The following is a 25,015-nucleotide window of genomic DNA, read 5'->3' as shown; positions in this document are numbered from 1 at the left end:
CCGAACCCCTGGACAGCAGAGCCAGGGGCCTCAGCCGGACCGTCAGACGTCGCGCTTCTGCCCGTACCCACGCATCTGGTCACGCAACGCACCCGACACCGCACCCGACAACCACGAATTCAGCGACTGATTGCTCTGCGCAGCAGCCTCTTCGGCCTTGGACTTCAACGTTTCGACCAACCGCAACGTCACGCGACTGATGTCACCGGTCATTTCCTCGAACGTCGGGTGGTCGTCGGCGCTGGACTGCTTGCGCAGGTCGACCTTGGCTTCGGTGCCGTCGAAGGAGAGGTGCACGGTGCGGTCACCCAGTTCGGTGCTGAGCTCGGCGGCGAGTTCGGACAGCGCGGCAAGTAGCACCAGCCGGGCCGAGCTTTCGGTCGCCGCGGCCAGCGCCGCCGCGGTGGCCTGGGTCTTTTCGTCGCCGAGGGCGGCGGCCGCGATCAGGTCCTCGCGTAGGCGGGCGGTGTACTTGTTCAGATCCATGACATCAGTGTGACGCCATATCTGATGTCACGCAAGGAAGGTGATGACATCATGATCGCGCGGTGGGTGACCGCGCGCCCGACCGGCCGGTCCGTTCAGTGGCGACGGTGTCGAGGGCGTTCCTTCGACCGGGTAGCCTTTCTGACCATGACGAACGGTGAATCGACGCCAACCCACGGTGCGAGCGTGGGGCCCGATGGCGGCAGCGTGCGTAACCACGGAGAGGCAGCGAGCACCGCGAGTCAGGCCGAGCTGCGCGCGTCCGGCACGGTCGGTGTCGCGATGGTGACCCCGTTCGGTACCGACGGCAAGCTCGACATCGATGCCGGCGTCGCGCTCGCGGCCCGCCTGGTCGACCGCGGCGTCGACCTGCTGGCCATCTCCGGGACCACCGGCGAGTCGCCGACCACCTCCGAGCAGGAAAAGGCGGACCTGCTGCGCGCCGTCGTCGATGCCGTCGGCGAGCGCGCCACCGTGATCGCGGGCGCGGGCACCTACGACACCGCGCATTCCATCGAACTGGCCCGCAACGCCCAGCGCGCGGGCGCGCACGGCCTGCTCGTGGTGACGCCGTACTACTCGCGTCCCTCGCAGGAGGGCCTGCTCGCGCACTTCACCGCGGTCGCCGACGCCACCGACCTGCCGGTCACCCTGTACGACATTCCGCCGCGCTCGGTGGTGCCGATCGCCAGCGACACCATTCGCCGCCTGGCCGAGCACCCACGCATCGTCGCCGTGAAAGACGCCAAGGGCGACATGAACGCGGGCGCCGACCTCATCGCGAACACCGGCCTGGCCTTCTACTCCGGCGACGACACGCTGAACCTGCCCTGGCTGTCGATCGGCGCGACCGGATTCATCAGCGTCATCGGACATCTCGTCCCCGAGCGGCTGCGCGAGCTGCTCACCGCCTACACCACGGGCGCGGTCGCGCGCGCCCGCGAGATCAACGCGAGCCTGGTGCCTTTGAACGCGGCGATGTTCCGTTTGGGCGGTGTCGCGATGAGTAAAGGCGGCCTCCGCCTGCTCGGGATCGACGCGGGCGAGCCGCGGTTGCCGCAGTTGATGCCGAACCCTGAACAACTCGAGCTCCTTGCCGCTGATCTACGGGCGGCGGGGGTGCTCGGATGAGAGAGCGGAGCGAGCGAATCACCACACAGCAGAGCGAGCTAATTACCCAGTGCGCGTCGCGCATAACGGAGCTGAGCGTCGAGGTGCCCATGAGGGAGCGTAGCGAGCGAATCATCGGCACTGCGACTTCAGTCAGGCCGGAACCGAGCGCTAGCGAGGTGCAGGCATGACTGAGCCTGTCGCACGTCGTCCCCGTAGAACCGCGTCCCGCGCTGCGGGAGCACCGCCCCCTGTTCCGGCCGAGCAGCCTGCGCGCATCGAGCAGCCGAAAGCCGCGCCGCAGCGCGAGGTTACGGTGCAAGCGGAGACTGTCGTCGTGCAGACCGAAGTCACCACGCAGTCCGAGCAGCCTGCCGCGATGAAGACTTCGCAGCCGAGGAAATCGACCGCCGCGAAGAAGTCCGCACCGGCCAAGAAGTCGGCCCCGCGCGCCGAGGCGCCGCAAAACGGCCAGCAGGCAAGGAAATCCGGCCGCGGCCGCCAGCAGTCCGGTCGCGGTCGCGCCGAACAGTCTGCGCCCCAACAGGATCCGCGCGCCGCAACGCTCGCGAACGATCGCCTGGGCGCGCCGCCGAAGCTCCCCAAGAACGGCCTGCGCATCTTCGCGCTCGGCGGCATCGGCGAAATCGGCCGCAACATGACCGTTTTCGAGTACGGCGGCAAGCTGCTCATCGTCGACTGCGGCGTGCTGTTCCCCGAGGACCAGCAGCCTGGCGTCGACCTGATCCTGCCCGACTTCCGGCCGATCGAGCACCGGATCAACGACGTGGTCGCCGTCGTGCTCACGCACGGTCACGAGGATCACATCGGCGCGATCCCGTTCCTGCTGCGGCTGCGCGCCGACATTCCGGTGGTCGGCTCCAAGTTCACCCTCGCGCTGGTCGCGGCGAAGTGCCGCGAGCACCGCCAGCAGCCGAAGCTGATCGAGGTCATCGAGGGCCAGCACACCGAGCACGGTCCGTTCGACTGCGAGTACTTCGCGGTCAACCACTCGATCCCGGACGCGCTCGCCGTCGCCATCCGCACCCCGGCGGGCGTCGTGCTGCACACCGGCGACATCAAGCTCGACCAGCTGCCCCTGGATGGTCGCCTCACCGACCTGGCCGGTTTCTCCCGGCTCGGCGACGAGGGCGTGGACCTGTTCCTGGTGGACTCGACCAATGCCGAGGTGCCCGGCTTCGTCACGCCGGAACGCGAGATCGGCGGCGTGCTCGACACGGTGATCGGCAAGGCGCGCAATCGCGTGATCGTGGCCTCGTTCGCCAGCCACGTGCATCGCATCCAGCAGGTCGTCGACGTCGCCCAGAAGTACAACAGGCGAATCTGCTTCGTCGGCCGCTCGATGGTCCGCAACATGCAGATCGCGCAGGACCTCGGCTACCTCACCGTGCCGGACAGTGTGGTCGTCGACCTGGACCAGGCCGCGACACTGCCCGGCGATCGACTGGTGCTGATCTCGACCGGTTCGCAGGGCGAGCCGCTCTCGGCGCTGTCCCGGATGGCCCGCGGTGACCACCGCCAGATCAACATCCGCGAGGACGATCTCGTGGTGCTGGCCTCCTCGCTGATCCCCGGCAACGAGAACTCGGTGTTCGCGGTGGTGAACGGTCTGGCCAGGCTCGGTGCCACGGTGATCACCCAGCAGAACGCCAAGGTGCACGTCTCCGGACACGCGTCCGCGGGCGAGCTGCTGTACCTCTACAACGCAGTTCGGCCCACCAATGCCATGCCGGTGCACGGCGAATGGCGGCACCTGCGCGCCAATGCCGCGCTCGCCATCGCGACCGGCGTGCCGGAGGACCGGGTCATGCTCGCCGAGGACGGCGTGGTGGTGGACCTGGTCGACGGCATCGCCTCGATCGTGGGCCGGGTGCCGGTCGGGCACGTGTACGTCGACGGCCTCTCGGTCGGTGACGTCGGCGAATCGACGCTGTCGGACCGCCTGGTGCTCGGCGAGGGTGGTTTCATCTCGATCACCGTCGCGATCGACGAGACCACCGGCAAGGCCGTGAGCACGCCGGAGGTCAATGGCCGCGGCTTCTCCGACGATCCGACGGCGCTCACCGTCGCGGCCGAACTGGTCGAGGCGGAACTGCAGCGACTGGCGACCGAGGGTGTCACCGACATCCACCGGATCGCGCAGAGCGTGCGGCGCGTCGTCGGCCGCTGGGTCGCCGACACCTATCGTCGCCGCCCGATGATCGTGCCGACTGTTATCGGCGTCTGATCCTGAATACCGAAAAGCGCCGGAGGCCAAAGGCTTCCGGCGCTTTTCGGTTGTCTTAGCTCATTCCTGGCAGGCCGCGGATTCGATCTTCGCGCTCTTCACGATGTTGCACGCGAAGGTGTGATCGACCTTCCATTCGCCGCCCTCGGAGACGAAGGAGACGAACGCGTCGTCGACCGGGCTGCCGTTGATGGTGACCTTGGCGTCAGCCTTCAGCTTGCCGTCGCTGGGGTCGTTCACCTTGGTGATCTCGACCTTGACGCCCTGCTTCTTGGCGGCGTCGACCAGGTTGGCGACCAGGTAGGGATCCTGCTCGGCGGCCTGGATCCAGCTGATCTTCTCCTTGTTCGGCACGTTCGGATCGAACGCCTTGGTCAGGCGGTCGTTCAGCTGCTGGGTCGACGGCTTGGCCAGCGCCGGCGAGGACGGCGTGGTCGGCGCGGAGCCGGTTTCCTTGTCGCCCTTGTCACTTCCGCCCTGGAGCTCGCCGGGCTTGGTGTCGGCGTTGGCGGTGGTGCTCGGCGACGAGGACTCCTTGTCGCCGGAGGCACAGGCGGTGAGCGTGCACGCGGCGGCGGTGAGCACGATGGCCACGGCGGTCCGGAAAGTGCGGTGTTTCACGATGTTTCCCCTGAATCGATTCGCGGACGTCAGCCGTGGTTGGACGTGCAGTTCCAGTGCACGATGTAGGCGTCGGACGAGTTGTACGACCGCGCCTTGCTCTGCGCGGCCCCACGCGAGGCGGCGTAAGCCCAGCTGTAGGCGCCGGTGCGGCTGGAATACGCCACCGCCCCACAGCCATTCGCGAACCACACCACCGTCTCGCAGTCGCTCGCACCGCAGCTGCGGACCGCCCGCGCCTGCGCCGCCGCCGAATCGGGGTAGTCGTAGGAGTAGCCGATCAGCCCGGTTGAGGTGGACAACGCGATCGCGCCGTAGTTGTACGCCTTGGCTTGTGCGGCAGGCGCGCTGATAGCCAGCGCGCAACCAGCCGCGGCCACAATGGCTGCACCAGTAACAAACTTCTTCACAGGGAATTTGCCCTTCTTGTTCATGAGGCCCACGACCCGATGGACCGAGTGACAAGGTACATAGCGAACACTCATTGCGCTACCCAAGAATTCGGGGCCTCCCTTGTCGACATCGGAGATATCGGGGCAGCGTTCGGCGAGCTGGTCGGTATGTTCAAGGGGTGAGCATCGCGCAGCGAGAACGTCAGAGCCTCGTCGAGACCATGGCGGCCGTCGGGCCGGAAGCGCCGACGCTCTGTGGCGAATGGACGGTGCGAGACCTGGCCGCGCACTTGGTGGTTCGTGAGCGCAGGCCCGATGCCGCGCCGGGCATCATGCTGAAGCCGTTCGCCGGGTATCTCGACAGCGTGCAGGCGAAAGTCGCGCGCCAACCGTTCCCTGAGCTGCTGGAGCAGGTCCAGACCGGGCCGCCGTGGTGGTCGCCGCTGCGCCCGATCGACGCCATCGCGAACGTGACCGAGATGTTCGTGCACCACGAGGACGTGCGCCGCGGCAGCCCCGGCTGGGAGCCGCGCGCGCTCTCGCAGGCCGACGAGGACAGGTACTGGCAACTGGTCGGCCGGATGGGGCGGCGGGCCTACCGCAAATCGCCGGTCAAGGTCGTGCTGGAGACGCTGGACGAGAAGCGGGCGGTCGTTCGGCCGAAGTCGGGCGACGAGGTGGTCTTGCGGGGCATGCCGTCTGAGCTGCTGCTGCACTCGTTCGGCCGCAACGAGGTCCGCATCGAGACGACTGGCACTCCGGAAGCCGTCCAGGCCGTATTGAGCCTGGATCGCTCCATCTGACCGCCACTTCGCAGACCTCCTTCGCCCTGTGGACGGTCGAGGGGGGTGCGAACAGATGGTTTGCTATGCGAAGTAGACCCCGACCGGTCGGCTTCGACACGCAGGATCGGCGGCTGGGGGCGTGCGCTCCGGATCACCGGCGACCTGGGCATCTGCACAGTTCGGCACTCCTGAGACGCGCGATACTGGTGTTGCGGATGGTCTGGAAGGGGCGTTTGCGGCTAGCCTGGGTCCATGGCAGGTAAGTCCCGCAGCACCACGACTACTCGGGCGCGGGCGGGATCGGCGCGGGGGAGAACCACCACGGCTCGGTCCCGTTCGGCAACGCCCCGCACCACGGCGACCCCGCGCGGGCGTCGCCCACCGGCTCGCACGCCGGTTCGGCGCAAGTCGAACACCGCGCCGCTGGCGGTGCTGAGCCGCGGCATCAGCAGCGGCTGGAACATGCTCGCGCGCGGCCTCGGCGCCACCACCCGGACCCTGAGCAAGGCGGGGGAGATCGAGCACGGTCACCGCCGCGACGGCATCGCACTGGCCCTCATCGCGCTGAGCGCGGTGATCGCGGCCGCGGTGTGGCTGTCGGCAGGCGGTCCGGTGGGGCACTGGGTGGGCGAGGCCATCCGTGCGGTGTCCGGATCGGCGTCGGCGGGGCTGCCGTTCGTGGCCACCATGATCGCGGTCATTCTCATGCGAACCGAGGCACGTCCGGAGATCCGACCGCGGCTGGTGCTCGGCGGACTGCTGGTCGGTCTGCCGATTCTCGGGCTCTGGCACGTCATCGCCGGGGCGCCGACCGATCCGCACGGGCGTTCGCGCGCCGCGGGTTTCGTCGGTTTCGTGGTGGGCGGGCCGCTCACCAACGGGCTCACCGCCTGGCTTTCGGTGCCGATCCTGTTGCTGGCCATCGTCTTCGGTGTACTGCTGCTGACCGGCACCACGGTGCGCGAGGTGCCTGCCAAGCTGCGCGAGTACTTCGGCACCGGCAGCGGTGGCGACGAATACGGTGAGTACGACGGCGAATTCGGGTACGACCCGGCCAAGTACGACGCCGACGGGTTCCCGCTGCACTCCGCCAAGGCGAAGCGGCGCGGTCGCACCCCGGTGGAGAACTATCCCCCCGACGAATTCGGCGATCCCGACGCGGTGACCGAGGTCATCGGCGAGCCGCCGCTACAGGACGCCAAGCCGATCGCGACGGAAGAGCCTGTCGCCAAGCCGAAACCGAAGAAGCAGCGCCCGGTGGTGAAGGTCGAGGACCAGACCCCGCCGCCGAAGCAGCTCGAGTTCGTCGCCGACCGGGAGGTCGAGGGCGACTACATCCTGCCGCCGATGTCGCTGCTGACCGACGGCGATCCGCCCAAGAAGCGCAGTGCCGCCAACGAATCGATGATCGAGGCGATCACCGAGGTGCTGGTGCAGTTCAAGATCGACGCGGCCGTCACCGGTTTCGTGCGCGGCCCGACGGTCACCCGCTACGAGGTGGAGCTCGGACCCGGCGTGAAGGTCGAGAAGATCACCGCGCTGGCCCGCAACATCGCGTATGCCGTTGCCACGGAGAACGTTCGGCTGCTCGCCCCGATCCCCGGCAAGTCCGCGGTCGGCATCGAGGTGCCCAACTCCGACCGCGAGCTGGTCCGCCTCGCCGACGTGCTCAAGGCGCCGTCGACCCGAAATGACCACCATCCGTTGGTGATCGGGCTCGGCAAGAACATCGAGGGCGACTACCTCGCGGCGAATCTGGCCAAGATGCCGCACCTGTTGGTCGCCGGTTCCACCGGTTCGGGTAAGTCGAGTTTCGTGAACTCGATGCTGGTCTCGCTGCTGCATCGGGCCACACCGGACGAGGTCCGGATGATCCTGATCGACCCGAAGATGGTGGAACTCACGCCGTACGAGGGCATTCCGCACCTGATCACGCCCATCATCACCCAGCCGAAGAAGGCGGCCGCCGCGCTGACCTGGCTGGTGGAGGAGATGGAGCAGCGCTATCAGGACATGCAGGCCAACAAGGTTCGCCACATCGACGACTTCAACAAGAAGGTGAAGTCGGGCGCGATCACCGCGCCGCTGGGCAGCGAACGGGTGTACCGGCCCTATCCGTACATCCTCGCCATCGTCGACGAGCTCGCCGACCTGATGATGACCGCGCCCCGCGACGTCGAGGACGCGATCGTGCGGATCACCCAAAAGGCCCGCGCCGCAGGCATTCACCTGGTGCTGGCCACCCAGCGTCCCTCGGTCGACGTGGTCACCGGCCTGATCAAGACCAACGTGCCGTCCCGATTGGCCTTCGCCACATCATCGTTGACCGACTCGCGAGTCATCCTGGACCAGCCGGGCGCCGAGAAGCTGATCGGCATGGGTGACGGCCTGTTCCTGCCGATGGGCGCGAACAAGCCGACCCGCCTGCAGGGCGCGTTCATCAGCGACGAGGAAATCCACGCCGTCGTCGACTTCGCCAAGAACCAGGCCGAACCCGAATACCAAGAGGGCGTCACCGCCGCCAAGCAGGGCGAGAAGAAGGACGTCGACCCCGATATCGGCGACGACCTCGACGTCTTCATCCAGGCCGTCGAACTCGTCGTCACCTCCCAATTCGGCTCCACTTCAATGCTGCAACGCAAACTCCGCGTCGGCTTCGCCAAGGCAGGCCGCCTGATGGACTTGATGGAAACCCGCGGCGTAGTCGGCCCCAGCGAAGGTTCCAAGGCCCGCGACGTCCTCATCAAGCCCGACGAGCTGGACGGCCTGCTGTGGACCATCCGCGGTGGTGGCGACGAGCCGCCGCCGGAGGAATCCGACTAAGGCTCCACCCGAGGCTGACTAGTGTTGCCGCACTGAGTGTCTCCGTCTGGCTGACGGTGCTGTGTGGTGCGCCCGGAAGGATTCGAACCTCCAACCTCCTGGCTCGTAATCAGGTGCTCTGTGTACGCCATGGCGGCGTTGCCGACGGAGCCGATGGGCCACGCCGTTGGTGCAATCACCAAATTACGACGCCACCGCCGACACCAAGAGCGCGCCCTGCCGCGATCTGGATATTAGCCAGGTTGGCTGCGACCGTATCGATCACCATCAGATGTGTCGCGTCGGGCCATGGCGGGTATGGGAACGGCGCGATCGCGCTGAGGTTGTGGCTGAGCTTGGCGCATTCGCCCGCGAACTCCAGTACCTCATCCGGCTTGACCCACAGATTATCCTCGGTAAGGACTGGGAAGAACCGTGCACCCAACTCGCGGACGGCACGGTTACCCCATACTTCGGTACGCCAGCGCTCGAAACCGGCGAGGTCCATCCACCCCTCAGGCGGGTCGAGGAACGACGTCTCGCCGTCCTCCAGAGTAAAGACGTGCACGGTCAGGCTCACAACGCAACCCGATCGTAACCATTCAGCCTGTGCGACTGATGGTTTGAGTGGTGTGGCGGCTTGACTATGGGCCCGGCAACTGGTCAGCTTGCTGGGTGTCCGATCCCGTGCCCACTGTTGAGCAACTGCTCATGGTTGTGGCCGAGCAGGCGCGGTTGATCGGGGAGTTGCAGGCCAGGATCGTTGAGCTCGAGCGGCAGTCGAAGCAGAACTCGAAGAACTCCAACCGTGCGCCCTCTGGTGATCGGTTGAACCGCAGCCTGTCTCGTGCCCAGCAGCGCAAGGCTGGTCGTAAGCCGGGCAAGCAGTCCGGCGATCAGGGTGTCACGTTGCGTCGCAAAGAGATTGCCGATGATTCCTGCGATTACGTGCCGGGTGCGTGTGGTAGTTGTGGCGGCGGTCTGGCTGGTCGAGAGTCGGTGAAAGTGGCTGCGCGGCAGGTGGTCGACATTCCCGAGGTGATCGCGGCGTCGGTGTTCGAGCACCGCCTGCACTCGGTGCGGTGCGGGTGCGGTCATGTCACCGCGGCGACGGCCCCGGACGGGGTGAGTGCACCGGTTCAGTACGGCCCGAATCTTCGGGCGTTGGCTTGCTATCTCGTGGTATATCAGCATGTTCCGGTGGCGCGGGCCGCGGAGTTGATCGCGGATGTGACCGGGGCGCGGCCGTCGACGGGGTGGATCAGTTCGGTGATCGCCGCGACCGGTGAGGCACTTGCCGACACCGACGCGTTGATCCGGGCGCAGTTGATGGCGGCGTATCTGCTGCATGTGGATGAGACCTCGATCAATGTCAACGGCTCGAAGATGTGGCTGCACGTGGCCTCGACCGCGACGTTGACCGCCTATTTCCTGCACAAGTCCCGGGGACGGGTCGCGGTGGATGAATTCGGGATCCTGCCCGGCTATACCGGTGTGTGCGTGCATGATTCGCTGTCGGTGTATGACGGCAAGGACTACGCTGGCGCCGTCCACGCCTTGTGCGGGGCGCACATCGCGCGAGAGTTGGTCGCCGCCGGTGAGGCCGATCCGTCCAACGCCTGGCCCACCGCGGCGCTGGACGCGTTGTACGGGCTCAACACCGCCGCCCACCAGGCACGAGCGCTGGGCCGGTCGGCCATCGCGGCCGAGGTCCTCGACCCACTGCTGCACCGGTGGCGCCATGCGGTGTTGTGCGGGTTGTCCGATAATCCCCGTCGCGCCGGCCTGAAACAGTCCAAGACCCGGAACCTGTTGACCAGGTTGAAGTCCCGCGAGGACGAGGTGTTGCGCTTCGCCCGCGACTTGCAGGTCGGCTTCACAAATAATCAGGCCGAGCGCGATCTTCGACCCGTCAAAACCCAGCTGAAGATCTCAGGCTGCCATCGCTCGAGCGACGGGGCACGAGCGTGGCTGCGAATCCGCAGCTACATCTCCACCATGCGCAAAAACGGCGCCCCCATCCTGGATGGTCTCCACGCCACCATCAGCGGAAACCCTTGGAACCCAGCCACAGCCTGAATGGTTACACCCGATCACACCTGCAGAGGCGGGCCAAGTGGATTTCTCTGGTCGGGGCCACCCTGCATCGACGTAGCACACACCACCATCCGTACAGCATTCCAACGCCGCGGCATCTAACGACGCAACACCAGCGTCCGGACTCACCAATAACTCTAGTGCGAATCCTCCCCTGGCGGAATGAATGTGTCTGCGCCATCGGCGTCGCTGACATAACCAGAGGCATCGATCGTGATCGCCTTTCCTTGCGACGTGATGAGCCAGGCTAATACCTGCTCCGTGAGCGGCGCGCCCTGCGCCCCTTCCTTCTTCCAGTGCGCCCGCCAGCCTCCCCCGGGCAGTGCGGCTACCACCTGGTCGGCCTTCTCCAAGCGAGTGAAATCTTCGAATTCCGTCACAGGCTGCAGGGCTCCGCGTTTGGGGTCGACGACGAGCGCCGTTCCAATCGAATGCTCCCAGCCCTCCACATGCACTATACGGGCGTCTTCGGTGTCGGTTCCCGCAAAATACGCGATCCATCCGGTTTGATTGAAGAATTTAAGCGGCGTTGCCCTTATCTCTTCGACCTCGCCAGGGAAAATAACTGAATCCGGATCGGTCATTTCATCCTCCTCTAGCGGATCGCCCTCACTCCAAGGTGCGATAATCTTCTGCACCATTAAGTTATTACGTAGGCCGGCAACTTCTTCAGTCAATGCGGAGTATGCCGATCGCAAGAACGCGTTGATACCGTCGAGCAACTCCTCGGTTTCCACCTTTGCTCTTAGTGGTTTCGTGGACGATCCCACCAAGATTCCATCACCAGTCCGGAGAAACTGTAGAACCTCGTCGTGCTCCGCGAAGCTTAACGTGGAGTTCTTGCCTCGGGAAATATTTTCGGCCACATGACGTAGCCCCACCGCTATATCGACGAGGGTCACATACATATCTCCCGAGATGAGGAACATGGTGTCATTTATGACGATCTCGACATCGACAAGAAAGTAACTGTAGATCAGATTCAATTCCCCGAGATTTGCAGGATCAGCAACTTTGGAATAGTCCCAGGTCTTGCGCAAAGGTGAGGAACTATCCGGAATCGAGAATGATAGATGGATCACAAATATTCTCCCGTGTGATTAATTGCTCGGATAGGCGGTGCGCACGACACCCTCCTCATCAATAACAACTTCGACGGCCGTGTAAGTCGTGCTCGGATTCCCATTCTTGTGACCAACTCTTCATGGAAATCGAGACTGATTCCTCGATAACGTGTCCGGAGTGATTCGGAAACAGATGGAGCTAAATGCCGCCGGAACGACACCGCCATCACGAAGAATCGAGGCTTATTACCAATCTCGGTATTCCCTTATGGCCACGATGGTAATCATGAGTCCACTTCTATCTTTTCATTCCACGCTTGAATCGCTCTGTTGGCCAGTTCGGGGCTGGCCGCCTTCAGCCCGATGAAGAAGTTTTGGGCCAGTTCCGTGAGCATTGAATCGAGCTCGTTTCGCGTCATAGCCTCGAATTCGGGATGCGGGACCCAATCAGTTCGCGACGCGCATCGAATTTCGACATGCTCTCCTGTTGGTCGAAACGTCAAAGTTCGCTCTAGGCCTTGGGGATACATGTCAACTTTCCCTGTGCGATTCTCGCTAAGGCTGACCATAAGGGCTGGAAGTTGCTCCATGAATGCCGATAACTCGTACCCGACGTCGTGCGGCCATTCCTCCTGTCCGAACCCTCCGATCTGGAAGACGCCAATTCCAGCCTCTTCCATCGCGTAACACCCGGTCATGACAATTTCCCTATAACCGAATCCCGGCTCAAATTCGAACTGGATCGCAGGCATCGCATCGGACGAAACCGTAGGAATGAATGCAACATGAAAACCCATCTATACCTCACCTAATCGGATATGCCGTCTTGTACGCGCCGTCGGGATCGTCGGGATCGGGATCGGTATTAGGGACAAGAATTGCTCGCGTGGCTTGTGCTGTAGTTCCATCTGGCGCAATTACCTGCCCGAGTCCAGCCGGAATGGCGACCGTGCACGCTTTAGCGGCGCCCGGGCGGTAAGCACCAGCCATTCGCGTTCTACAATCGGTTCAGCAAGATACAACTCGACCAGATCATGGCTGAGCAACTCTGCGGCATCATCTGTTTTCATGGCAGCCCCCTAACCTCGATCTTTCGCCGGGTTGATGTGCTGGCCTGATCGGGTTCGGATTGGGTGTTTCGGTCGTAGTTTTCCGGTTGCGGGCAGGGCAGCTGGCCCGCGCAGCGGGCTGGCTGCCGGGTTCCACTGGCCCGGGTGGTTGGTTTCCTTGGTTGCAGGGACGGTTTCTGGCTGGTCAGCCGGGTTGCAGGCGTGCTGCGGCGGTGGTGAGCAGTTCGGTGTAGGGGGCGTGCCGCGCCAGGTGCAGTGTGGTTTTGCGGGCATGGCGGGCGATGCGTCCGGCGGCTGAAAACAGCCGCAGCCGTAGCGTTTTCGGTTCCCAGCGACGTGCGGGGTGGTCGTGCAGGGCGAGTGTCTGCATCCAGGCGGTCAGGTCGAGTGCGAGCGCGACGACGGCGAGCCAGATGCGGTTGGCGTCGAAGCTGTGGAACGGAAGATTGCGCAGGCCAGTGTCTTTCGCGTTTCTGATCCGGTCTTCGCAGCGGGCCCGCTGGCGGTGACGCAACTCGAGGTCGGGCAGCTGGCCGCGGGTGGTGTTGGTGACGAACGCGGTCAACCGCATCCCGTCGCGGTCGGTGAACCGCAGCTGAGCACCGGGGTGTGGTCTCTCTTTCCTGACGATGAGCCGCATGCCGGGCGGCCATCCGGTCAACTCGGTGATGCCGGTGACTTCCACGACCCAGGCGCCGTCGCGGACCTCGCCGTCTGCGTCGTAGGCCGGTGTCCAATCCTGCGGATTCAGGTGGGTGCCCATGGCGGTGACGATCTCGTCGGTGAGAGTGAACCCGACCGAGTACTGCAGCCGGCGGCGGTGGCAGTAGTCGAGGAACTCGTGGGTGCCGCCACCGGAATCGGTGCGCACCAGCACTTTCCGGCCGACCCGCCATCCCGGCTGCCACGGCAGCTGAGCGAGGGCATCGCGGAGAACCTGCTTGTGGTCGGCAGCGGTATTACTACCGGCGTTGCCCGGCCGCAGCATGGGCGCGGCGGGCTCGCCGGTGCCGGTGCGACCGTGGTCGATGAACGACCACAGCGAGTGGAAGCCGAAGCCCCGCTTGAACGTCGGTGTGGCGTTCTGTTTTTCCGAGTGCGCGTCGGTCAGGGTGGCGTCGAGATCGATGATTAACGGATCATCGATGTTGATCCCGTGACCGGGGGCGTTCGGCCCAGCCACGGCCCACGCCTGCGCCCGCGCGTCCGCGCGTGCAGAAGCGATGGCGGCCAACGCTTTCGGTGCCTGGGCAGCCAGCGCGGTGATCGTCCGCGACACCGTCGGATCCGAGGCCACCAGACCGAACACGCCCGGCTCGGCCCGTAACAACGCCACATCCGCGGCGCAGTCACCACCGACCGCGAGTGTCACCGCCAAATCCAGCACGATCTTGCCCGGGTCGTGGACAGCCATCGGTTTGCGCCACGGCCCCAACTGTTCCGACAAACCCCAGGTCAAACCAGTTATCTCGGCAGTACGCAGCAGCAGTGCCGCACCTGCGTGTGACACCACGCCCGCACCGTCACCGTCGATGGTCAGCCGCGGATACGGCGATATAGACTTGCCCACCAGAAAGGTGCTCCAAAACCTCGATCAATTCAGCCTTCGCAAGTCGAATTATCGCAGGTCGGAGCACCTTTCGCCATTCCCGCCGCAGGTTAGGCGCCATTACCATGATTGGCCGAGGCTAAGCTCGTCGGTGCCGATCCTGTAGCCGCCGAGCTCGCGCAGCTCCTGGGAGCTGTCAGCTAGTGATGATCAACAAAACCCCCACACTGTACCGGCGCACCGCAGCAGACACCCGCCGTCGGCGGACCGCGCTCGCTCCTGGGCTGCAAGTCTTACAACTCGAGCCTGCTGTGGACGATCCGTGGTGGCGGTGACGAGCCGCCGCCGGAGGAGCCCGACTAAGGCTCCACACGACCTCCGCATCACGGCTGACTAGTGTTGCCGCAGTGAGTGTTCCCGCCTGAGTGGCGGGTGCGGTGTGGTGCGCCCGGAAGGATTCGAACCTCCAACCTCCTGGCTCGTAACCAGGTGCTCTATCCGTTGAGCCACGAACGCGTTGCCCGCTTGCGCGGACTGGTTCCCTCGGCGAGATTCGAACTCGCACCTCCCGGAATCTAGGTCCGGTGCCTCTACCGATTGGGCTACGAGGGATCGGGTTTCGTATCCGTGGGTGGAGTCGAACCACCGGCCTGCACCTTCGGCGGGTGCCGCTCTTCGACTGAGCTACACGGATGTGAAACACGGGTGGCAGCAGGAGGATTCGAACCTCCGGTGGTGAATACACCTGATTTACAGTCAGGCCCCTTCGGCCGCTCGGGCATACTGCCGTGATCGTCGCTATGGAGTTGTTGAGCATGGGAGTCGGGACACGAAAAAGGGGTCACCCCTTGGCGTTTGCCGCGGAGTGACCCCTTCTCGGGTCTATGCAGACACGGGTCAGGGGCCGCTCCGTACGGTCAGCCGTCGATAGCCGACCGTCGATAGCACAGCGTTGGCGTGCGACTGCCAGGCACCGCTGCGCGACCTCTGTCGCTGCTGGGTCCCGGTCATCGTCTTCGCCTTCCTGAGTGGGGTGTGTTCTGTGGTACCGACGTTAACATCCGAATTTGGGGTTGGGAACCGATTTTCGGCGTCAGAAGGTTCGGTTGGTTTCCCGCGCGATCTTGAACCCGGCGCCGGTGGTGCCGTTCGTGCAGGTCACCCCGCTCTCGGTGGAGTCACAGGTGAACGGTCCGACGGTGAGCATCCCGCCATACGGAAGTACCCGACCGCCACCACGGTTGCCGCCGTCGATCGGCGCGCCGACGAACACGCCCTGGTTCAAACAGAGGGCCCGCGAGTGCGCGCTGACGGCGAGCGTGCTCGCCTGCGGGTTCTTGCTCCAGCAGTCCTTGAACTCCGCGGGCGCGGGCGAAGTGGACCCCTGACAGCCGACCTGAGCGTTGTCGTCGATCGGCTGGTCGAGGATCGCGCAGAGGAACGACCCGCTCGGCGACTGGAAGTAGTACCCCATCTGCTGCCGGTACTGCGCCGGATCGACCGGACCGGACACGGGACCACGCGTCGTGGTGGGCGCGGCCGAGGAGGTGGTCGCCGGGGTCGTCGTCGGTGCGGCCGAGGAGCTGACCGGATGTGAGCTCGGCACCACCGAGCTGGAGGTCGGTGTGGCCGAACCCTTGTCGTCGTCACCACACCCGGCCAGCAACGCCAGCGCGACGGCGCACGGCACCACAGCGATACGAGCTCCTCGGATTTGCATGACGGCATTCTGTCCTGCGACAGCGAGCTTTCGGTCAGGACGCGCCGTGTCCTGCCCGCGAAGCTGATCCCGTCATCGCCCCAGGTGACGGACCGAACTAGTGCTTGCGCGCTTGCAGGGTGTAGCTGAGCGGCAAACGCTCAGGATGCTCCGTGAGGTGCCATTCGCCGCCGTCCCCGAGCGTCATCAGCCCGGGCAATGCGTCCCACGGCACGCTGCGATGCTCGGTCAGCCCGGTGATCGACATGCCCACATTCAGCAGCGCGGTCACCATGTCGCCGAACCCGTGGTTCCACTCGTGGGTCGTCGTCTGCTCGAACTCGGCGTCGGTCTCGACGTAGGTGCCGCCGTCGGAAAACACCATCGGCTCCGGCGTTTCGAAGTACGGATAACCGAGAACCAGTCGGTCCGTGTGCTTTTCGTCGGTCGCCCACAGCATCGGATGACCCTCCCGAATGAACAGCCGCCCACCGGGCCGCAGCAGTCCGGCGACGGTCTGCGCCCAGCGATCGATACTCGGAAGCCAGCACAGCGCACCGATTCCGGTGTACACCAGATCGAATCGCGCAGCACCGAGCGCGGATACCGCGTCATAGACGTTCGACTCGACGAAATCGATAGGCGTACCGGTCTTTTCGGCGAGCAATCGCGCTTGCGTCAGCGAGGCGGGCGAGAAGTCGAGCCCGGTCATGGTGGCACCGAGCCGGGCCAGTGAGAGCGTGTCGGTGCCGATGTGGCATTGCAGATGCACACCGCGCAGCCCGCTGATGTCGCCGAGTAGCGGCTGATCGAACCGCACCACCTCGCTGAGAAAGTCCGGTTCCGCGAGGAACTGTTCCACCACATAGTCGGGCGACGCGGCATGGATCGGTGCGCGCTCGTCCCAGTTGGCCTTGTTGAGGTGGAGGTAGTCGTCGGTCACGATCGCCACTCTGGCATGGACGCCGCGCCGTGCGCATGTGAAATTATGGTTAGCAACCACCCCGCTAGCCGACAAGAACGGACAAATCGGGCACTATGGACGCCATGACCTTCGCTATCGATCGACACACTGCATGCAGGTAACCGCCGTCGAGTGGGTGATCACCATCGTGGTGATCCTCGGCTTGTTCGTCTTCGACTTCTTCGCCCATGTGCGCACGCCGCACGAACCGACCTTCCGGGAATCCGGGTTCTGGTCCGCCGTCTACATCGGGATCGCCCTGGCCTTCGGCGGTTTTGTCGCCTGGCAATGGGGTTCGACGTTCGCGGGGGAGTACTACGCGGGCTTCGTCACCGAGAAGGCACTCTCGGTGGACAACCTGTTCATCTTCCTGATCATCATGTCCACCTTCGCGGTGCCACGGATCTATCAGCAGAAGGCCTTGCTGATCGGCATCGTGATCGCGCTGGTGATGCGCGGCATCTTCATCGCCGTCGGCGCGGCCGCGATCAGCGCGTTCAGCTGGGTGTTCTATCTGTTCGGGGCTTTCCTCATCTACACCGCGGCCAAGCTGATCAAGGAGAGCGGCCACGAGGCCGAGGAAGAGCAGAAGCGCGACAGCCGGGTGGTCGCGCTGGCCAAACGGCTGCTGCCGACCACCGACAGCTATGACGGCGACAAGCTGGTCACCCGCGTCGACGGACGTCGCGCGGTGACCCCGCTGCTGCTCGCGTTGCTGGCGATCGGCTTCGCCGACCTGCTGTTCGCCCTGGACTCGATCCCGGCGATCTACGGTCTGACGAGCGAGCCGTACCTGGTATTCACCGCAAACGCGTTCGCGCTCATGGGTTTACGGCAGTTGTACTTCCTGATCGGTGGACTCCTCGATCGTCTGGTCTACCTGTCCTATGGTTTGTCGGCGATCCTCGCGTTCATCGGCGTCAAGCTGGTGCTGCACGCACTGCACGAGAACACGCTGCCGTTCATCAATGGCGGCGAGCACGTCAGCGTGCCGGAAATCTCCACCGGGATTTCGCTCAGTGTGATCCTCGGCATCTTGGTCATCGCGACGGTCGCCAGCCTGCTGCGCACCCGTAAGGGCTGAGCAGAGCGCGGAACGTTCAGAACACCCGGTTGCTGTCCGCCGCGATCTCGAACCCGTGCCCGTCTTCATCGTTGCTGCAGATGACACTGAAAGTCTCGGCCCGACAGGAGAATCCGTGCGCGTGCAACGTGGCTCCGGCGGGCAGCACCGGTCCGACGCCGGTGCCGAGCGCGCTCTGTGGCCCGGTGTAGAAACCCTGGTTCACGCAGAGATATCCGGCGTCCTCGCCGACCGCGATCGCGGCGGCCGTCGGATCGGTGCTCCAGCATTTCTGCATGTGCGGCGGTGCGGGACCGGTCGCGCCCTGACAACCCGCGGTGCGACGCGGCTGCCCGGTCGGCTCGTCGAGGATGCCGCAGATGATCTGCCGGTCCGCGGTCTGGAAGTAATAGCCGTCCGCGTTCCGGTACAGCACCGGGTCGGCGACGCCGGGCTGGGTCAGCGGGCGGGCCGAAGAAGAGGTTGCTGGGTCCGATTTGTCCGGAACGCCCAGGTACGCGTACAACAGGCCAGCGGTGGCAGCCGTCGACGCGAAAACCGCTACGTATGTGCGCATGGCCGCGAGTCTGCCGTGTGGGGTAGGGGGTATGTCCGTATCGCGCACGGTGTGTCGCCGGAAGTTAGCTGACTTCGACTAACTAGTGGGGCTCGCCGCCTGATTCCCCGCAGGCAGGACCGGTTGAATAGGGAATCAGGACGGGCGAGTTCAGGACGCGAAAGCGCCGAGCACCGGAAGCCATTCGACAACGCGAACATCATCGATCAGCTTCTGCTGCGCGAACGGGTCCTGGGCGAGCAGCGCGTCCAGCGCACCGGCATCCTCGGCCTGGAACAGGATCAGCGCGCCGGACCCGTCCGGGTAAGGACCGCTGGTCAGCTGGGCACCGGCCGCGAGTTGATCGGCGAGCCAGGCGCGGTGCGCGGGGCGGTGGGTGTCCCGGCCCGGAACCGTGGCCTCGGAGTAAGTGTAGTGAACGGCGAAGATCGGCACGGGCGAATCGCTTCCTATGTCAGAGAGTGAGCAGCATCCGAGTATTACCGAGGGTGTTGGGCTTCACGTAGCTCAGGTCGAGGAACTCGGCGACGCCGGTGTCATAGGACCGGCACATCTCCGCGTACACCTCGGCCGTCACCGGCGTCCCCTCGATCTCCGCGAATCCGTGCCGCGCGAAGAAATCCACCTCGAAGGTCAGCACGAACACCCGCCGCAGCTCCAGCTCGCGGGCCACCGAGATGAGCCGCTCCACCACGATCCGGCCGACGCCGCCGCCCTTGACATCCGGATGCACCGCGACCGTGCGCACCTCACCGAGATCGGCCCACAGCACATGCAGCGCACCACAGCCGACCACCCGGCCGTCGAGCTCGGCAACCCAGAATTCCTGCACCGCTTCGTAGAGCGTGACCAGGTTCTTTTCCAGCAGTATCCGGCCGGCGTAGACATCGACGAGGCGTTTGATCTCGGGCACGTCGGAGGTTCGCGCGCGTCGGACAACCAGGGCAGAACTGTGCGCGCTCAGAGGCACGCCCGGATGTGCGTCGCTGGTCGAACCACCTAGTGGTCCCCGAGAGTTCATGGGGTGCAGAGTAGTCGGGTGGGTTACCGATAGGCTGAACGTGTGCCACACATCCAGTCGTCCCGCTCACCGCATAATGCCGGGCAGCGGGTCCGGTATGACGCGCGCCGGGTAGGCGCCGGTCTTCGTCATGCCGTGCAGGGTCTGGGGTGTTTATCGTGAGCGAGCGTAGCGAGAGAACAATGTCGCAGCCGCCTTGTGCGCTCATGCCGGAGCCGAGCGCCAGCGAGGTGCAGGCATGAGTGCGCAGCCGGAAGAGATAGAGCGACGCTGGTCTGCGGCCAGTCCGATCCGTCCCGGCATCGTCGCGCCGCACGCCGAACCTGTCGTGCCGCTGATGAATATCGCGAACATCCTGACCATGCTGCGCATCGCGCTGGTCCCGCTGTTCGTGATCGCGCTCTTCGTCGACGGTGGGCACGAGCCGGTCTGGCGACTCGTCGCGGCCGCGCTGTTCGGTATCGCCGCGATCACCGATCGGTTCGACGGGCAACTGGCGCGCAAATACGGTCTGGTCACCGACTTCGGCAAGCTCGCCGATCCCATCGCGGACAAGGCGCTGATCGGTTCCGCGGTGATCGGGCTGTCCGTGCTCGGCGATCTGGCCTGGTGGATCACCCTGGTCATCTGCGGCCGCGAGGTCGGCGTGACCCTGCTGCGGCTGGCCGTGGTGCGCCGCGGCGTGATTCCCGCCGGACGCGGCGGCAAGCTGAAAACCCTCGTGCAGTCCCTCGCGATCGCGGTCCTGTTGCTGCCGTTGGGTGGCTGGCTGGCGAGCGCGGGCATGGTGCTGATGTATGTGGCCGTCGCACTCACCGTGATCACCGGCCTCGACTATGTCGGCCAGGCGATGCGGGTGTGGTTCGCGGGCGGGCCGGGCCGAACGCGCGGCGCATGACGGCGACTCCATCGGTGTCGACCGATCCGTTGGTCGCGGACGTGCCCGTCGCCGACCTGGTGCACGCGCTGACCGCGGCGGGCCAAACCGTCGCGACCGCCGAATCCCTCACCGCCGGACTGTTGTCCGCGACCATCGCCGGGGTACCGGGCGCCAGCGCCGTGCTGCGCGGCGGCCTCGTGGTGTACGCCACAGATCTCAAACACAGCCTCGGCGGCGTCAGCGACGAAGTACTGGAGACGGAAGGTCCGGTCGCCGCGAGCACCGCCGAACAGCTGGCGGTCGGCGCGCGCACGAATTGCGGGGCAGACTGGGGCGTAGCGCTGACCGGTGTCGCCGGACCCGATTCGCAGGACGGGCATGCGGTCGGCACCGTCTTCCTCGGTCTGGCCGGGCCGGGGCACACCGAGGTGATGCGGTTGAAACTCCTCGGGGACCGGTGGACGATCAGGATCAGTGCAACGCACATCGCCGTGCGCGAGTTGCTGCGATGTGTACGACGACCGGACCCGGGTCCGGTCGGGCCGGGCGGGCAAGGTGAGTGATTTGCGCCGGGCGGGAACCAACCGGCCCTTGTCCGACGTTGTGCCAGAAAGAACGGCGTGCGTGGCACTCGTGAGTGTCATGCAGGTCCCCTGACAGGGAGCGAAGGAGAACGAGATGACGCTGCTGCGAGAGGCCATCGGGGACAGTCTGCGGCGTGCTCGTCTCGCCCAGAGCCGGACCCTGCGCGAGGTGTCCACCTCGGCGCGCGTGAGCCTGGGCTATCTCTCCGAGGTCGAGCGGGGCCGCAAAGAAGCCTCCAGTGAGTTACTGGCCGCCATCTGCGCGGCCCTCGATGTGCCGCTGTCCCGGGTGCTCTGGGATGTGAGCACGATCATGGCCGGTGCGGACGGTTTGCCCACGCGTACTCCGGCCGATGCCGCAGCCGCACCGCTGCCGGTCGAGGCGGAGCAGTCCACCGCGCCTGCCGAAGCCGCACCCGCCGAGGCCGCACCTGCGGTAGAGCCCGCGCTCGCACCCGCGAGTGCCAGTCTGTCGGTGGCCGGAGCGGGCGGACGTCCGCTGCCGCTGGCCATGGACACCCGAATCGTCATTCCCGCACCGAAGGCCGACATGCTGGTCCTGGTGAAGGGCATGTGACACCCGACGACAGGTGGCAGCCGCGGCAACGCTGCGGACCGGCGCCAAAAGCGGATAGATTCTCACTAGGCGTCGGTTGGGCCGGGTATACCCGGCCCAGCGGCCGCATGGTGGAGGATAGGCACATATCGAGTGCGTGACGGTCGCGCACTGGAGCCGCGTCGAGGGCGCGGCACGTCAGATGGAGGCGGGATCAATCGATGGCTAATCCGTTCGTCAAGGCCTGGAAATACCTGATGGCCCTCTTCGATTCGAAGATCGAGGAGCACGCGGATCCGAAGGTCCAGATTCAGCAGGCTATCGAGGAAGCTCAGCGCCAGCATCAGGCCCTCTCGCAGCAGGCCGCATCGGTCATCGGCAATCAGCGTCAGCTGGAAATGAAGTTGAACCGGCAGCTCGACGAGGTCGAGAAGCTCAATGCCAACGCGCGCCAGGCGGTCACGCTCGCCGACCAGGCAGCCAACGCCGGCGACACCGAGAAGGCGATTCAGTACACCAACGCCGCCGAGGCGTTCGCCGCGCAGCTGGTCACCGCCGAGCAGTCGGTCGAGGACCTGAAGGTGCTGCACGACCAGTCGCTGCAGGCGGCCACTCAGGCCAAGAAGGCCGTCGAGCAGAACGCGATGCTGTTGCAGCAGAAGGTCGCCGAGCGCACCAAGCTGCTCAGCCAGCTGGAGCAGGCCAAGATGCAGGAGCAGGTCTCCGCGTCGCTGCAGCAGATGGATTCGACGCTGTCGGCGCCGGGCTCCACCCCGAGCCTGGACGCGGTGCGCGAGAAGATCGAGCGCCGCTACGCCAACGCGCTGGGTTCCGCCGAGCTCGCGCAGAACACGGTGCAGGGCCGCATGCTGGAGGTTCAGCAGGCCAGCGTCCAGATGGCCGGGCACAGCAAGCTCGAGCAGATTCGCGCGTCGATGCGTGGCGATCAGCTGCCCGCGGGTGGTGCGGCCCAGCCCGCCGTCAATCCCGCACCGGCCCAGACCAATCCGGCGCAGCCGCAGATGAACAAGGGCCAGGCCGCACAGCAGTAACGGTCGGACGCTCGGCGAGGACTTTGTCGGTGGTGGGTGGTTCACTGGCAAGCACTGCACGGGTACCCGGTGGGCCGGCCGTCGGCCGCGCCGGGACCGTGCTGGTCCGATCCGCGCCACCAGTGGGAGAGATGGCATGACTCGGGATAAGGCGCTTCCGGGCCGCAGGCGCGATGCGGCGATCGTGCGAGCGCAAGCCGCACTGGCCCCGCAACCGGGAAGCCTGCGCGAGGTCGGCGAGCACGCGCTCGTCGCGGTGCGCCGCTGGGCCGACCCGCGAGAGCGAGAACTGCGCCGTCGGCGTCGAGTTCGCCGCCGCAGCTTCCAGCTCGGCACCGCCTCCGGTCTCACCACCGCCGGAGCTGTTGGGCTCGTGGTCATCTCGGCGCCCGCCTGGATCGTCGTCGTGCTCGGCGGCGGCGCGGTCGCGCTGGTCACCGGCACCGCGCTGAGCGCCCGCCGCTACCTGCGGTTGCGTGGCGCACCACTGCCGCAGGCCACCTTCATTCCGCGCAAGCAACCACCGATGTGGTCGCGGGCGCGCGGACCCATCGCCAGACTGGTCCGCGCCGAACGAGCGCTGCACGGTCTCGGCGCACAGATCGCTCGCGGCAACCGTCTGCCCGACGACGAACTGACCGACATGCTCGAAACCGCAGGCTCCGGTTCGGCCGCCCTGCACGCCCTCGCCGCCGACGTCATCGCCATGGAACAGGCACTCGGCGCCATGGGCCGCGCCAAATCCCCCGCATCGGACGGCCTCACCGACAACCTGCAGTTCGCCCTCGGTCGCCTCGACACCGGGGTCGCCGAATACGAACAGGTCGTCGCGGCAGCAGGACGCATCCTCGCGGTCCCCGAAAGTGCCGTACTACGACACAATTTCGATGCGATCGTCGCCGATCTGCGCCACGCCGCCGACCGCCTCGACGGCTGGGCGCAGGCGCTCACCGAAGTTGCCGATCAGCAGGTGCCGATCTCGCAGCCGGGACAGCGCTGAGTTCGGCCAGTGGCCATGATTTGAGATCCGTCCCCTGCGCTGGCCGGTCTCAGTGGAGCGTGCGGAGGCGGTCGACGATCCCGGCGACCAGTTCCTGCTGTGCGTCTTCAGTGATTCCGTCGGCGGGCTGGGTCACGGCGAGTTTCAGTTGTCGGTCGTAGGTGCTGACGGTGTACATCGCCCAGTTGGTTGCTTGTCCCAGACCGCCGAACCCCATATCGGTGATCGAAAGGTCCGCGGGGGTTTCGAATGGCGGTATCCGTCCCACGTTGCTGATGTAGGAGATCGGCGGCAGATCGGCTTCCATCTCGGGGCTCATGACGGGATCGAGGCTGGAGTAGATCGCGCGTCGGTCCGCGACGCGGGCCCTGATGTCGTCGGTGACGCGCTGCCCGAGCATCAGCGGTGCATCGTGTCTGTCGACGAATTGGCCGGTCAGGACGATGCCGGCGGCGTTGGTGATATCGAGCACCGGGATCGGGGTGGGTAACAGGGCCCGGAAATCCACCGAGCACCGGCTCAACATCGGGACCGGCCCGCCTTCGTCGATCAGACTGCGCTCGGCGGCGAGCACCGCACCGGAGACCGCAGCGTGCACCGTGACACCTTTCGTGTGGACAGTATCGACGATCTCAGCCGACTGCTCCGGGGTGAATGACACGATGGTATGGCGGGGTAAGCTGCTCTTCCGGTTCAAATGCGTTGCGGAATTGAGGAATTCGGCATCCGGCAGCAGCAGTGGCGGCGTGTCGGCCGGGTCGAGGAGGTGCTGCGGGCCGACCGGGATCGCGCGCGGGGGCCTACCCCGGAGGTCGATGCCGTGGGTCAGTGCGGTGTAGTCGGACCACAGCTCGGCCAACAGAGCGAGGGCGGCGTTGCCGTCCGCGACCACGTGATTGAGGGTGATGGCCACCGCAGCGGTCGCATCGTGCTGGACCACCTCGAGCCGGGCCACATGCTCGCTCTGATCGAGCGGACGCACGGGCTCGTGCAGGAACGCGTGCGGGTCACCGGCATGCACCTCGACGGGCACCGCGTACGCGGCCCGCAGCTGCAAAGCGTACTGCTCCCCGTCCTGGCGAATCCGCGAGTAGAGCACCGGATTGTGCTCGGTCAGCGCGACGAAGGCGGCTCGGAGTCGATCGAGGTCGAGTCGCCCGATCGCCAAGGTGGCGTATTTCAACGCCATCCGGCGTAGTGCGAAGGACTTTTCCAGTTCGCCGAGTTGACGCTCCTGCCCGGCGACATGCGTGTTCACGGTCATCGCGGATCCCGCCTTTCATCGACACGCCGCAGCGGTGGACCGACTCCATCGCGCGAGCGCGGCGCTCGCGATGCGGTAGGAACGAGCGCCTATCTCCCACGCTAACCAGACCGAACGGTTTTAACAACCGA

Annotated in this window: 24 protein-coding genes and 4 tRNA genes; 11 read left to right on the top strand and 17 right to left on the bottom strand. The window is 65.5% G+C overall.

Annotation, left to right across the window (positions count from 1 at the left end; translation table 11 throughout):
- Positions 1–42 precede the first annotated feature (42 nt).
- Positions 43–486: a hypothetical protein gene (locus ACQPW1_RS35385; protein WP_433656581.1), complete on the bottom strand. Its 444-nt coding sequence runs from the start codon at positions 484–486 to the stop codon at positions 43–45.
- Between the two features lie 282 nt (positions 487–768).
- On the opposite strand from ACQPW1_RS35385, the gene dapA reads away from it, so the two are divergent.
- The gene (gene dapA, locus ACQPW1_RS35380) at positions 769–1,617 is read left to right on the top strand and encodes a 4-hydroxy-tetrahydrodipicolinate synthase (RefSeq protein ID WP_433665421.1); all 849 of its coding nucleotides are present in this window, start codon (positions 769–771) and stop codon (positions 1,615–1,617) included.
- Positions 1,618–1,783: 166 nt separating this feature from the next.
- The gene (locus tag ACQPW1_RS35375) at positions 1,784–3,844 is read left to right on the top strand and encodes a ribonuclease J (protein ID WP_433656579.1); all 2,061 of its coding nucleotides are present in this window, start codon (positions 1,784–1,786) and stop codon (positions 3,842–3,844) included.
- Positions 3,845–3,904: 60 nt separating this feature from the next.
- Here the strand turns inward: ACQPW1_RS35375 and ACQPW1_RS35370 are convergent, their stop codons facing one another.
- Positions 3,905–4,465 (bottom strand): hypothetical protein, encoded by a 561-nt coding sequence (locus tag ACQPW1_RS35370; RefSeq protein ID WP_433656577.1) that lies wholly within the window; start codon positions 4,463–4,465, stop codon positions 3,905–3,907.
- A 29-nt stretch (positions 4,466–4,494) separates the two neighbouring features.
- Positions 4,495–4,875 carry a DUF4189 domain-containing protein gene (locus ACQPW1_RS35365; protein ID WP_433656575.1) on the bottom strand — a complete coding sequence of 127 codons (381 nt, stop codon included), beginning with the start codon at positions 4,873–4,875 and terminating at the stop codon, positions 4,495–4,497.
- 161 nt (positions 4,876–5,036) lie between these two features.
- Between ACQPW1_RS35365 and ACQPW1_RS35360 the strand changes: the two genes are divergently transcribed.
- A complete protein-coding gene (locus ACQPW1_RS35360; protein ID WP_433656573.1) occupies positions 5,037–5,660 on the top strand; it encodes a TIGR03085 family metal-binding protein in 624 nt (207 codons plus the stop codon).
- A 234-nt stretch (positions 5,661–5,894) separates the two neighbouring features.
- Complete coding sequence (locus ACQPW1_RS35355; protein ID WP_433656572.1) at positions 5,895–8,465, top strand: DNA translocase FtsK; 2,571 nt, start codon at positions 5,895–5,897, stop codon at positions 8,463–8,465.
- A 175-nt stretch (positions 8,466–8,640) separates the two neighbouring features.
- Here the strand turns inward: ACQPW1_RS35355 and ACQPW1_RS35350 are convergent, their stop codons facing one another.
- Positions 8,641–9,024, bottom strand: a complete 384-nt coding sequence (locus tag ACQPW1_RS35350; protein WP_433656570.1) for a hypothetical protein — start codon at positions 9,022–9,024, stop codon at positions 8,641–8,643.
- Positions 9,025–9,131: 107 nt separating this feature from the next.
- Here ACQPW1_RS35350 and tnpC point away from each other — a divergent pair, with 107 nt between their 5' ends.
- The gene (gene tnpC, locus ACQPW1_RS35345; protein WP_433655073.1) at positions 9,132–10,523 is read left to right on the top strand and encodes an IS66 family transposase; all 1,392 of its coding nucleotides are present in this window, start codon (positions 9,132–9,134) and stop codon (positions 10,521–10,523) included.
- A 155-nt stretch (positions 10,524–10,678) separates the two neighbouring features.
- Here tnpC and ACQPW1_RS35340 read toward each other — a convergent pair whose 3' ends face one another.
- The 9 genes from ACQPW1_RS35340 to ACQPW1_RS35300 form a co-directional block, all read right to left on the bottom strand.
- Positions 10,679–11,623, bottom strand: a complete 945-nt coding sequence (locus ACQPW1_RS35340; RefSeq protein ID WP_433656568.1) for a hypothetical protein — start codon at positions 11,621–11,623, stop codon at positions 10,679–10,681.
- 266 nt (positions 11,624–11,889) lie between these two features.
- Positions 11,890–12,402 carry a hypothetical protein gene (locus tag ACQPW1_RS35335; protein ID WP_433656567.1) on the bottom strand — a complete coding sequence of 171 codons (513 nt, stop codon included), beginning with the start codon at positions 12,400–12,402 and terminating at the stop codon, positions 11,890–11,892.
- A gap of 457 nt (positions 12,403–12,859) precedes the next feature.
- Complete coding sequence (locus ACQPW1_RS35330; protein WP_433655183.1) at positions 12,860–14,245, bottom strand: IS1380 family transposase; 1,386 nt, start codon at positions 14,243–14,245, stop codon at positions 12,860–12,862.
- A gap of 419 nt (positions 14,246–14,664) precedes the next feature.
- Positions 14,665–14,740, bottom strand: a tRNA-Arg gene (locus ACQPW1_RS35325).
- A gap of 19 nt (positions 14,741–14,759) precedes the next feature.
- Positions 14,760–14,836 (bottom strand) — tRNA-Leu (locus tag ACQPW1_RS35320).
- Positions 14,837–14,846: 10 nt separating this feature from the next.
- Positions 14,847–14,918: transfer RNA gene (locus ACQPW1_RS35315), tRNA-Arg, on the bottom strand.
- 12 nt (positions 14,919–14,930) lie between these two features.
- A tRNA-Tyr gene (locus ACQPW1_RS35310) sits at positions 14,931–15,012 on the bottom strand.
- Positions 15,013–15,317: 305 nt separating this feature from the next.
- Complete coding sequence (locus ACQPW1_RS35305) at positions 15,318–15,944, bottom strand: hypothetical protein (RefSeq protein WP_433656565.1); 627 nt, start codon at positions 15,942–15,944, stop codon at positions 15,318–15,320.
- 97 nt (positions 15,945–16,041) lie between these two features.
- Positions 16,042–16,866 (bottom strand): class I SAM-dependent methyltransferase, encoded by an 825-nt coding sequence (locus tag ACQPW1_RS35300; RefSeq protein WP_433656563.1) that lies wholly within the window; start codon positions 16,864–16,866, stop codon positions 16,042–16,044.
- Between the two features lie 133 nt (positions 16,867–16,999).
- On the opposite strand from ACQPW1_RS35300, the gene ACQPW1_RS35295 reads away from it, so the two are divergent.
- Entirely contained in the window at positions 17,000–17,971 is a 972-nt protein-coding gene (locus ACQPW1_RS35295) for a TerC family protein (protein ID WP_433656562.1), read from the top strand.
- Between the two features lie 16 nt (positions 17,972–17,987).
- Here ACQPW1_RS35295 and ACQPW1_RS35290 read toward each other — a convergent pair whose 3' ends face one another.
- The 3 genes from ACQPW1_RS35290 to ACQPW1_RS35280 all read right to left on the bottom strand — a co-directional run bounded on the left by ACQPW1_RS35290 (position 17,988) and on the right by ACQPW1_RS35280 (position 19,548).
- Entirely contained in the window at positions 17,988–18,527 is a 540-nt protein-coding gene (locus ACQPW1_RS35290; RefSeq protein WP_433656560.1) for a hypothetical protein, read from the bottom strand.
- Between the two features lie 150 nt (positions 18,528–18,677).
- Positions 18,678–18,962 (bottom strand): YciI family protein, encoded by a 285-nt coding sequence (locus ACQPW1_RS35285; RefSeq protein WP_433656558.1) that lies wholly within the window; start codon positions 18,960–18,962, stop codon positions 18,678–18,680.
- Between the two features lie 19 nt (positions 18,963–18,981).
- A complete protein-coding gene (locus ACQPW1_RS35280; protein ID WP_433656556.1) occupies positions 18,982–19,548 on the bottom strand; it encodes an amino-acid N-acetyltransferase in 567 nt (188 codons plus the stop codon).
- Positions 19,549–19,786: 238 nt separating this feature from the next.
- Between ACQPW1_RS35280 and pgsA the strand changes: the two genes are divergently transcribed.
- The 5 genes from pgsA to pspM all read left to right on the top strand — a co-directional run bounded on the left by pgsA (position 19,787) and on the right by pspM (position 23,620).
- Positions 19,787–20,446, top strand: a complete 660-nt coding sequence (gene pgsA / locus ACQPW1_RS35275; RefSeq protein ID WP_433656554.1) for a CDP-diacylglycerol--glycerol-3-phosphate 3-phosphatidyltransferase — start codon at positions 19,787–19,789, stop codon at positions 20,444–20,446.
- Positions 20,443–20,991, top strand: coding sequence for a CinA family protein (locus tag ACQPW1_RS35270; protein ID WP_433656552.1), 549 nt, complete (start codon positions 20,443–20,445; stop codon positions 20,989–20,991). Before pgsA ends, ACQPW1_RS35270 begins: the two co-directional genes overlap by 4 nt.
- 115 nt (positions 20,992–21,106) lie before the next feature.
- Complete coding sequence (locus tag ACQPW1_RS35265; RefSeq protein ID WP_433656550.1) at positions 21,107–21,589, top strand: helix-turn-helix domain-containing protein; 483 nt, start codon at positions 21,107–21,109, stop codon at positions 21,587–21,589.
- A gap of 200 nt (positions 21,590–21,789) precedes the next feature.
- A complete protein-coding gene (locus ACQPW1_RS35260; protein ID WP_433656548.1) occupies positions 21,790–22,620 on the top strand; it encodes a PspA/IM30 family protein in 831 nt (276 codons plus the stop codon).
- 136 nt (positions 22,621–22,756) lie between these two features.
- A complete protein-coding gene (gene pspM, locus ACQPW1_RS35255) occupies positions 22,757–23,620 on the top strand; it encodes a phage shock envelope stress response protein PspM (RefSeq protein WP_433656546.1) in 864 nt (287 codons plus the stop codon).
- A 49-nt stretch (positions 23,621–23,669) separates the two neighbouring features.
- Here pspM and ACQPW1_RS35250 read toward each other — a convergent pair whose 3' ends face one another.
- On the bottom strand, positions 23,670–24,884 hold the full coding sequence (locus ACQPW1_RS35250) for a phthiocerol/phthiodiolone dimycocerosyl transferase family protein (RefSeq protein WP_433656544.1): 1,215 nt from the start codon (positions 24,882–24,884) through the stop codon (positions 23,670–23,672).
- Positions 24,885–25,015 lie beyond the last annotated feature (131 nt).

Origin of the sequence: Nocardia sp. CA-128927 (assembly GCF_050955855.1) — a bacterium.
Classification (GTDB): Bacteria; Actinomycetota; Actinomycetes; order Mycobacteriales; family Mycobacteriaceae; genus Nocardia.
Note: the sequence above shows the minus strand (reverse complement) of the source record. Positions and strands in the feature narration are given on the sequence as shown.